Annotated in this window: 5 protein-coding genes; all 5 read left to right on the top strand. The window is 36.4% G+C overall.

What is annotated here, in order from left to right; genetic code table 11:
* Nucleotides 1-2346 (top strand): type I restriction endonuclease subunit R (locus HMPREF2660_RS11060; RefSeq protein ID WP_221403264.1); only part of this gene is annotated, 2346 nt, incomplete at its 5' end.
* A gap of 549 nt (nt 2347-2895) precedes the next feature.
* The gene (locus tag HMPREF2660_RS07930) at nt 2896-3219 is read left to right on the top strand and encodes a hypothetical protein (RefSeq protein WP_070486533.1); all 324 of its coding nucleotides are present in this window, start codon (nt 2896-2898) and stop codon (nt 3217-3219) included.
* A 107-nt stretch (nt 3220-3326) separates the two neighbouring features.
* Nucleotides 3327-5816 carry a cation-translocating P-type ATPase gene (locus HMPREF2660_RS07925; RefSeq protein WP_070486532.1) on the top strand — a complete coding sequence of 830 codons (2490 nt, stop codon included), beginning with the start codon at nt 3327-3329 and terminating at the stop codon, nt 5814-5816.
* 50 nt (nt 5817-5866) lie between these two features.
* Entirely contained in the window at nt 5867-8449 is a 2583-nt protein-coding gene (locus tag HMPREF2660_RS10785) for an McrB family protein (RefSeq protein ID WP_083299097.1), read from the top strand.
* Between the two features lie 3 nt (nt 8450-8452).
* Complete coding sequence (locus HMPREF2660_RS07915; RefSeq protein ID WP_070486531.1) at nt 8453-9667, top strand: McrC family protein; 1215 nt, start codon at nt 8453-8455, stop codon at nt 9665-9667.
* Nucleotides 9668-9825: the final 158 nt, after the last annotated feature.

Raw genomic sequence — 9825 nt, 5'->3', positions numbered from 1 at the left:
CACCCGCCGATGGCGGGCACCCCTCCAGAGGAGGGGAATTTAATAAGGGAGGATCCCGAAAGCTATGGTTTACCAGGCGTTAAAAGCCAACCTGAAGGCGACCGAAAAGGTGGTGTAGTTTGGCATACACAAGGTTCGGGTAAATCCTTGTCTATGGTGTTTTATACAGGTAAAATTGTTTTGGCATTGGATAACCCAACGGTTTTAGTCATTACGGACCGTAATGATTTGGATGACCAGTTATTCGACACCTTTGCGGCTTCGAAACAATTATTGCGTCAAGATCCTGTTCAGGCGACGGATCGCAAACAGTTAAAAGACCTATTGAAGGTAAATTCAGGAGGGGTAATTTTCACGACGATACAAAAATTTCAACCGGAAGAAGGAAACGTTTTTGAAACCTTATCGGTCAGAGAAAACATTATCGTAATAGCAGACGAGGCACACCGAACACAGTATGGCTTTAGGGCTAAAACGGTCGATGATAAGGATGAAAAAGGTAATGTAATTGGTAAAAAAACAGTGTATGGATTTGCCAAATATATGCGTGATGCTTTACCCAATGCGACGTATTTAGGTTTTACAGGAACACCAATTGAAAGTACAGACGTTAATACACCAGCAGTATTCGGTAATTATGTAGATATCTATGACATTGCGCAAGCTGTAGAAGATGGTGCAACGGTTCGTATTTTCTACGAAAGTAGGTTAGCCAAAGTAAAACTAACAGAAGAAGGAAAAGAATTGGTGGATGAGTTGGATGACGAATTGGATCAGGAAGATCTCACCGCCACTCAAAAAGCTAAAAGTAAATGGACACAGTTAGAAGCTTTAATCGGTGGTAAACAACGAATTCAAAATATAGCGGCTGATATTGTCCATCACTTTACGCAACGTCAGGAAGTTTTTCAGGGGAAAGGAATGATCGTATCGATGAGTCGTCGTATTGCAGCGGATTTGTACCATGCGATTATTGCGATAAAACCCGAATGGCACTCGGATGATTTGAAAAAAGGAAAGATAAAGGTAGTCATGACTTCCGCCTCTTCGGATGGTCCTGCATTGGCTAAATTCCACACGACCAAAGAGCAACGTAGAATGTTAGCCGAGCGCATGAAAGATCCGAATGATGAATTAGAGTTAGTGATTGTTCGGGATATGTGGTTAACAGGTTTCGATGCGCCGAGTATGCATACGCTGTATATCGATAAACCCATGAAGGGGCACAACTTGATGCAGGCCATTGCTCGTGTAAACCGTATATACAAGGATAAGCCAGGAGGTTTAATCGTCGATTATTTAGGCATTGCTTCCGATTTGAAAAAAGCCTTAGCTTTCTATTCGGATGCAGGAGGAAAAGGAGATCCAGCAGTAGCACAAGAACAGGCCGTCGCAATCATGTTAGAAAAAATTGAAGTGATTTCGGCCATGTATCATGGTTTCCCTTATGAAGATTATTTTGATGCCGATACCTCCAAAAAACTGTCGATGATATTAGCTGCCGAAGATCATATTTTAGGATTAGAAAATGGCAAGAAAAGATACATAGACGAAGTGACCGCTTTATCAAAAGCATTTGCCATTGCTATACCACATGATCAAGCCATGGATGCCAAAGATGAGATTTCTTTTTTCCAAGCCGTGAAAGCGAGATTGGCTAAGTTTGATAGTACGGGATCTGGCAAAACAGATCAAGAAATTGAAACCACCATTCGGCAAGTAATTGATCAAGCTTTGGTATCCGATCAGGTGATTGATGTCTTTGATGCAGCCGGTATCAAGAAACCTGATATTTCTATTTTATCGGATGATTTCTTGATGGAGTTGAAAGGGATGCAGCACAAAAATGTGGCACTGGAGGTGTTGAAGAAATTATTGAACGATGAAATAAAATCCAGAACGAAAACCAATTTAGTACAGGGAAAGAAGTTACTGGAAATGTTGGAACAGTCGATCAATCGGTACCATAATAAAATTCTAACCGCTGCAGAGGTGATTGATGAATTAATTCATTTAAGTAAGAACATAGTCGAGTTAGACAGCGAACCGAAAAAGTTAGGTTTAACAGAATACGAGTATGCTTTTTATACTGCAGTTTCTAATAATGATAGTGCCAAAGAATTGCTTCAGCAAGAAAAGTTACGTGAACTTGCCGTTGAATTAACCAACACCATAAAACAAAACGCAAGCATCGATTGGAACATCAAAGAGAGCGTGCGGGCAAAGCTGAAAGTTGCCGTAAAACGGTTATTGCGTAAATATGGCTATCCGCCTGATATGCAATTGCTGGCTACGGAAACGGTATTAAAACAAGCCGAAATGTTGGCGAAGGAGTTGAGTGAATAATCTAAGAATAGTATTAGAAGTTTTCATTTTTTGTTGAAAAACTAAATCAATGAGCCGAGTAAGACTTTTATTCGGCTCATTACTTTAAACCCTGCGGTCAAAACGACCTAAAAGATCTGTAAAACAAGGAATTTTGTGCTTGGCCTGATTGATGATTTTGATTTCTATGAGCTCGACTATGCTCGTTTTTTATTTCCATTCCAGTTATTTTTTTAATTAATTTTACAAGGTAACCGATGTATGCGATTGGCAATAGTTACCGGAGATTTAGTTCACCAATGGTATTCTGAAAATCCATAAGGCTATAAATACATCTAAATATTCCAAAAAAATGAAAAGCATAAAGACGTATTACCTACTACTTTTTTGGGCTTCCATTCTCTTAGCAGGATGTGGAGAAAACGACAAGAACAAAAATGATCAACAAACCGTTCTAGAATCAACCGAAACCAAGTTAGACACACCAAGGGAGAATACGCTAAAATTTCAAGCAATCAAGAATTTACAGCGGCGAATGTTACGGTCAAAATATTTTTCAAAACTCGAGATATGTCCGCCTACGAAGGGTTTGAAAGCTCGAAACCAGAAACATCCGAAAGAGAAGAATTTAGAATACAGCATAAATACACTTACTGCTATGATTCAGAGGAGTTTAATAATCTTCAAATATCCGGAAATGGCGAAAAATTAACGCTTGAGATCAATGATGGAAATAAGGTAATCTATTCCGATCCAGAATTTGATGTAATCGGCAGTAGGAAGTTTACCACTCAAGATTTTAATTTAGATATGGGCACAACTTACACCATTACTTTACGTCAACAAGAAAACATATTATTTCAAGGAAAAATTGATTCGCAGGGTTGTATGTAGTTTTTCATTCTGAATTGAAAATCAGCGAAGCCAAATCCGCCTAGAACGCAAAGCCTCTTCACGATAACACTCAACAAGATAAGCTATCAAATAACGATTACAACTTTATGTCTTATAACATTCCTCCACATCTCACAGGCCTCAGTTCTGAGGAAGTTTTAGCATCTCAGAAAAAATACGGGTTCAACAAAATAAAAGAAGGGCCAGAAAATTCTTGGCTTACATTACTTTTAAATATTTTGAGAGAACCCATGCTGCTATTGCTCATTGCCGTGGCGATAATTTATGTAATTGTCGGTGATTATAGCGAAGCCATTTTTATGTTCGGGGCAATTGTGGTGGTTTCGGGAATTTCTTTTTATCAAGACAATCGCAGTAAAAAAGCCTTGGAAGCTTTAGAAAAACTCAACGAGCCCCTAAGTACTGTAATCCGAAACTCTAAAGTAATCCAAATTCCAACGCACGAAATTGCCGTGGGCGACTTGTGCATTATCGAAGAAGGTAAAATGATCAATGCCGATGGGAAAATTGTACACAGCAACGATTTTTCGGTCAATGAAGCTTCACTTACGGGCGAAGCTTTTTCGGTTTTAAAAAGTTTAGAAACCGACGACAAAAACGTATATAGCGGGACTTTAGTGGTTTCGGGCTTGGCTGTTTTTGAGGTAGAAAAAATAGGACAAGCAACCAAATTAGGAAAGATCGGTACCTCTATTCAATCTATCCAAGATGAGCGTTCTCCTTTGCAAATTCAGATCACCAAATTCGTTAAAGGAATGGCCATCGTTGGGGTCATTATTTTCCTGATGGTTTGGGGATACAGCTTTTGGCAAAGCGGTAAGATTATGGAAAGTTTGTTGGTCGGTCTCACGCTGGCCATGTCTATTTTACCCGAAGAAATTCCCGTAGCGTTTACCACTTTTATGGCTTTAGGTGCCTGGAAACTGATGCGAGAAGGTATCATCATCAAACGAAGCAGCGTAGTAGAAACTTTAGGAAGTACCACGATCATCTGTACCGACAAAACCGGAACAATCACCGAAAATTCGATGCAATTAAAAGCACTTTTTGATTATCGTACCAACCAACTCTACAATGATAAACAATTCATGGATAATGCTCTTTCAGAGTTGATACAATTGGCAATGTGGAGTAGTGAACCGGTGCCTTTTGATCCGATGGAAAAAACCTTGCACAAAGTCTACGAACAAACGCAAAAAGAAGACCAACGGCAAAATTACCAAATGATACACGAATATCCTTTGGAAGGTAAACCACCGATGATGACCCATCTTTTCGAAAATGAAAAAAAAGAACGCATTATTGCCGCCAAAGGTGCGCCAGAAGCCATATTGGCCGTTTCTAATCTGACTGATAGCGAAAGAGATGATTTGCGACAACATATAAAAAATTTAGGGAAACAGGGTTACCGACTATTGGGTGTAGCCAAAGCTCATTTTGAAGGAAATGATTTCCCCGAAAAACAACAGGATATCGATTTTGAGTTTCTCGGATTTACTGTATTTTATGACCCGCCTAAACAAGGCATTCAAGAAGTATTCCAACACATTTACGATGCAGGTATCAAAGTAAAAGTCATCACCGGAGATAACGAAGATACGACCAAGGCCATTGCACAACAAGCAGGAATTATCAATACCTCGCCTGCGGTGAACGGTGCTGAAATTGTGAAACATACGCAAACCGAATTGATAGAATTATCGAGGAAAACAAATTTGTTTACCCGAATGTTTCCCGAAGCAAAACTTGCAATGGTCAATGCTTTTAAAAAAGATGAAGAAATAGTAGCCATGCTCGGCGATGGTGTAAACGATGCGCCGGCGCTAAAAGCTGCTCATATTGGTGTGGCAATGGGTAACAAAGGAACAGAAATTGCCAAAGAAGCTGCTTCGCTGGTAATCATCGATGATGATTTGGACAAATTAGTGGTCGGCATAGCAGCAGGTAGAAGGATTTATACCAATCTGAAAAAAGCCATTCAATACATTATTTCGATCCATATACCCATTATTCTCACCGTTTCTTTGCCTTTGTTTTTAGGATGGATTTATCCGCATATTTTCACTCCTGTTCATGTTATTTTCCTAGAATTAATAATGGGGCCTACCTGTTCTATTGTCTATGAAAACGAGCCGATGGAAAAAGGTACGATGAACCAAAAACCACGAAAAATAACCGAAACTTTTCTGAGTTGGAAAGAATTGAACCTTAGTATTCTTCAGGGATTGATCATTGCTGCAGGTGTACTGTTTGCCTACCATCTAACCGCACAAAAAGGTGGTGACGAAGAAACGACAAGAGCAATGGTGTTTACTACTCTAATTTTTGCCAATATCTTACTCAGCTTGACCAATCGCTCTTTTACGTACAGCATTTTCGAAACATTGAAATACAAAAACAAACTGTTTTCCATTGTTATCGGATCGACTTTGGTTTTGCTTTTCGCCATCTTGTACATCCCAATTTTTGCCGATTTTTTCCATCTCGTAGGATTGCGTGCGAAAGAGTTAGCAACTGCATTGGTAATAGCCAGCATTTCGGTTTTATGGATAGAAGGATATAAGTGGATGAAGTGAAAGAAATAAGATGAAAACAATCAATAAAAATCAATTTATACAATAAACAAATGACCACTGAAATAGAAAAATCACTGCAAGCAGTTTTGGATAAAACGGTTGACCAAAAAAAAGTGTTTGGGACATCGTTTGCCTTGAAAAAAGGAACTTCTGAATTAATTCTGAAATACATCGACATTTTAAGAGAAAACGGAGAACCAAACGAAGCATACAAGTATTTAGCAATAAATACATTTCAGCAGAATTGGGATTTAGAAGCAGACGATTTTTATCAGATGTTTCGGGCTTCTTTCAGTAAAGTAGCCAATTTACTTTATCAAAATTCGTGGGGATTTATTCACACAGCAACTCAACTATTCCCTAATGAAGTACGAGAAATGTTTCGCAAACTGTACAATGAATCGGTAGAGATTTCACAAAGAATCAAAACTTTTCAAACCGAATCAGAGAAATTATTGTCGAAAGTTAGAGAGAAATTAAACCGAACCAACATCAAAGCCCAACAAGACGAGCGAACAATTTCAGTTTATTTGGCTTTTCGATTTCCTGAAAAATATATGTTATATAAATATGACTACTATAAGAATTTCTGCAAAGAACTCAATATAAAACCAAAGAAAACAGGAGAGTGTTTTTTGCATTTGCAGGAATTGGCCAATCTAATTATTCGGGAAGATTTATTGGATGAAAATTTCCTCAAAACCTATCGAAAGTTTTATCAAAAACCTGATTGGGATGATCAATATTTGATGATTCAGAATGTATTGTATGTTGTTTTTAGAGATGATTTTAAAGAAATGGATTTGGTCAAGTTGCTAAAGAATTTTAATCGAAAAGATTTGGAGGAATACTATGAGTTTTTGGACAAAATCATTGAAGAATTCGATTTACAGCAAAATGACCAAAAACTGGTTTTTAATCATCGAGATAAATGGATCGTTTTCACGATAGGTCAAAGATATATTTGGCGTATAAGAAACTCAAAAAGTAGTGAACCTGTATTTGCTGCTATTTCAACTAATGTTTTTACGATCAATCATTCAAATTTCGAAGGAGAACCAAATGCTTTCTGGAATGGGACGGATGATATTTTGGAAATACGAAAAAATAAAGAAAAAATATTCGATGCGATAGAAAAAGAGTTAAAAACAACACGCAAATCAAGTTTCTTAAAATACAACAAAAAAGAATTGGAACGAATGGCTTTTGACATAGATTTCAGAAATGAAATTTTGAGTCAATTGGAAACTCAAACAAAAACCGAAAAACCAATGGAAAATACAAAACCCGATAAAAAGACGCCACTCAATCAAATATTATTTGGTGCGCCAGGGACGGGGAAAACCTATACTACCAAAAGAATTGCTGTTGAAATTATCAACGGAGAAAAGCAAAGAACCCGTCAAGAAATCAATGCAGAATACGAAGATTTGATCAATAAAAAACAAATTGTATTTACAACTTTTCATCAAAGTTTAAGCTATGAGGATTTTATTGAGGGCATAAAACCCGAAACCGAAGAGGGAAACATTACTTATGAGATAAAGGACGGGATTTTTAAAGACTTAGCAAAAAGAGCGGTTAGCTATAACAAACTATCTGAAACCGATGAACAAGTATATGATTTTGATAGTGCGTGGAATGATTTGATTGAAGAAGTAAACGCTACAATTCAAAAAGACGAAAAATTTGAATTGCCAATTTTAACAATCAATAAAGGGCTAAATGTTACAGAAATCACGAATCAAGGAAATTTAAAGCTGAAACCCAAAAGTAATGTAGATTCATTAGAATATACCGTTTCATACAACAGAACCAAGAAACTGCAAGAAGCGTTTCCGTCCTTATCTGTTGTAAAAAACATTGATAGAGAGTTTCGTTCTGTAATCGGAGGTTCTAACTCTACAGCTTATTGGGCTGTTTTGAATTATATTAATACTAAAATAAATGCTAATCAGAAACCTAAAATAGAAAAAAGGAATTTTTCACCTCAAAAATACGTTCTTATCATCGACGAAATCAACCGAGGAAATGTTTCGGCAATTTTTGGAGAACTCATAACCCTTTTGGAAGAAGACAAACGCAAAGGGAATAAAGAACAAACCGAAGTGATTTTGCCTTATTCTCATGATAAATTTTCAGTTCCTAATAATGTTTACCTTATCGGAACAATGAACACCGCCGATCGAAGTGTAGAAGCATTGGACACCGCTCTGAGAAGACGTTTTTCATTTATTGAAATGCAACCTAATCCCAATGTTTTACTTGATTCCGAATACCAAGATGTCGATTTGAAACAATTGCTGGAAACAATAAACCAACGCATTGAAGTATTGATCGACAAAGATCATCAAATCGGTCATTCGTATTTTATCGGCATTCAAAATTTAGAAGATTTGAAATGGGTTTTCAAAGACAAAATCATTCCACTGTTGGAAGAATATTTTTACGGAGATTTCGGGAAAATCGGTTTGGTTTTAGGTGGAAAATTTATTTATCAAGAGGAAAATACAGCAAAATTCACGAAGAATTTCAGCTATGAAAATGATTTTTTAGAAGACAAAAAAGTATATCGTTTCACACCATCCGAGTACTGGGACGAAAGTACATTTATTTCTGTTTACGAGGATTAACGAATGAATCATAAAAAATTCATACAGGTTTTTGAATATCAGAAATTGAGATACGATGATTCCGGAGCATTCCGAAAACATCACTTTGATGCAATGGTAAAATTCAATGAACTGCATCAAAACAAATACTTTACGATTATTCACCAAGGAATACGATTTGACAATTATGTCGGTGTAATTCAAATCGGTGGTTTGACGATTGAAATTCTTCCAAAAGCAGACAACAACGAAAATACTGACAAAAATTTGTGGCAAAATGTATTGTTGAATATGTTGAAAGTTTGTAAGAAAATTCAAGTTGAATCTATTTCAGAAACGCAACTCAAAAAAAGATACCATTCGATTTTAGATGTTTATTTTGAGTTGTATTTAAACGAAGTTGAAAGATTGGTGAAAAAAGGATTGATTAAAAAATATCGAAAAAATCAATCCAATCAAAAGGCACTAAAAGGTAAATTGCTTTTTGCTCAAAATATCCAACAAAACTTGGTTCACAAAGAGCGTTTCTATTGCGAACATCAGGTTTATGACAAAAACCATTTGTTGCATCAAATCCTTTATAAAGGTTTATTGGTTTTGAAAACATTTGTCAACGATTCTTTAAAAGATAAATTGAACCGATTGTTATTTGAATTTCAGGATTTTGAAAATATCAATATTCAGAAAAAGCATTTTGATACAATCATCATCGACCGAAAAAGTCACGATTATCAAAAAGCCATTGCTATTGCCAAAATTATCATTCTGAATTATTCGCCAAGTCTGAATTACGGAAACGAGAATTTACTCACGCTTTTGTTTGACATGAATGCGTTGTGGGAAGAGTATATTTACCGCATCCTACACAAACACAAAACAGACGAAATGCAAGTTTCGTTTCAGAATTCCGATAAGTTTTGGGAAAATAAACGCATTCGTCCCGACATTGTGTTGAAAACCAAAGACGAAACATTTGTCATTGATACCAAATGGAAAATCGTTGAAGCAAACAATCCATCAGATGATGATTTAAAGCAAATGTTTGTTTATAATCTGCATTGGAAAGCCGAAAAAACATTATTGCTTTACCCGAAAACCAGTCAAATGGATAGTGAATTTGGAACGTTTCATTTTGACAATTTAGGCAAGAAATGTAAACTGGGATTTGTAGACATCACAAACGAATTCACTATTAAAAACAGTGAAATAGTAGCGAAAGAAATTTATGAGAAGTTATAAAAATAACATATCCATTTGTGTCGCAGGTTTACTCGGAATTTTAACAAGTACAGACTGTTACTGTCTTGAAAAAATGATAAATAATAATTACAGTTAGCTCTATTGGTATTTTTATAAACTATCATCGGACAAATGACCACTGAAATAGAAAAATCACT

Source organism: Weeksella sp. HMSC059D05, assembly GCF_001809725.1.
GTDB lineage: Bacteria > Bacteroidota > Bacteroidia > Flavobacteriales > Weeksellaceae > Weeksella > Weeksella virosa.
This window is presented reverse-complemented; position numbering and strand designations above follow the sequence as displayed.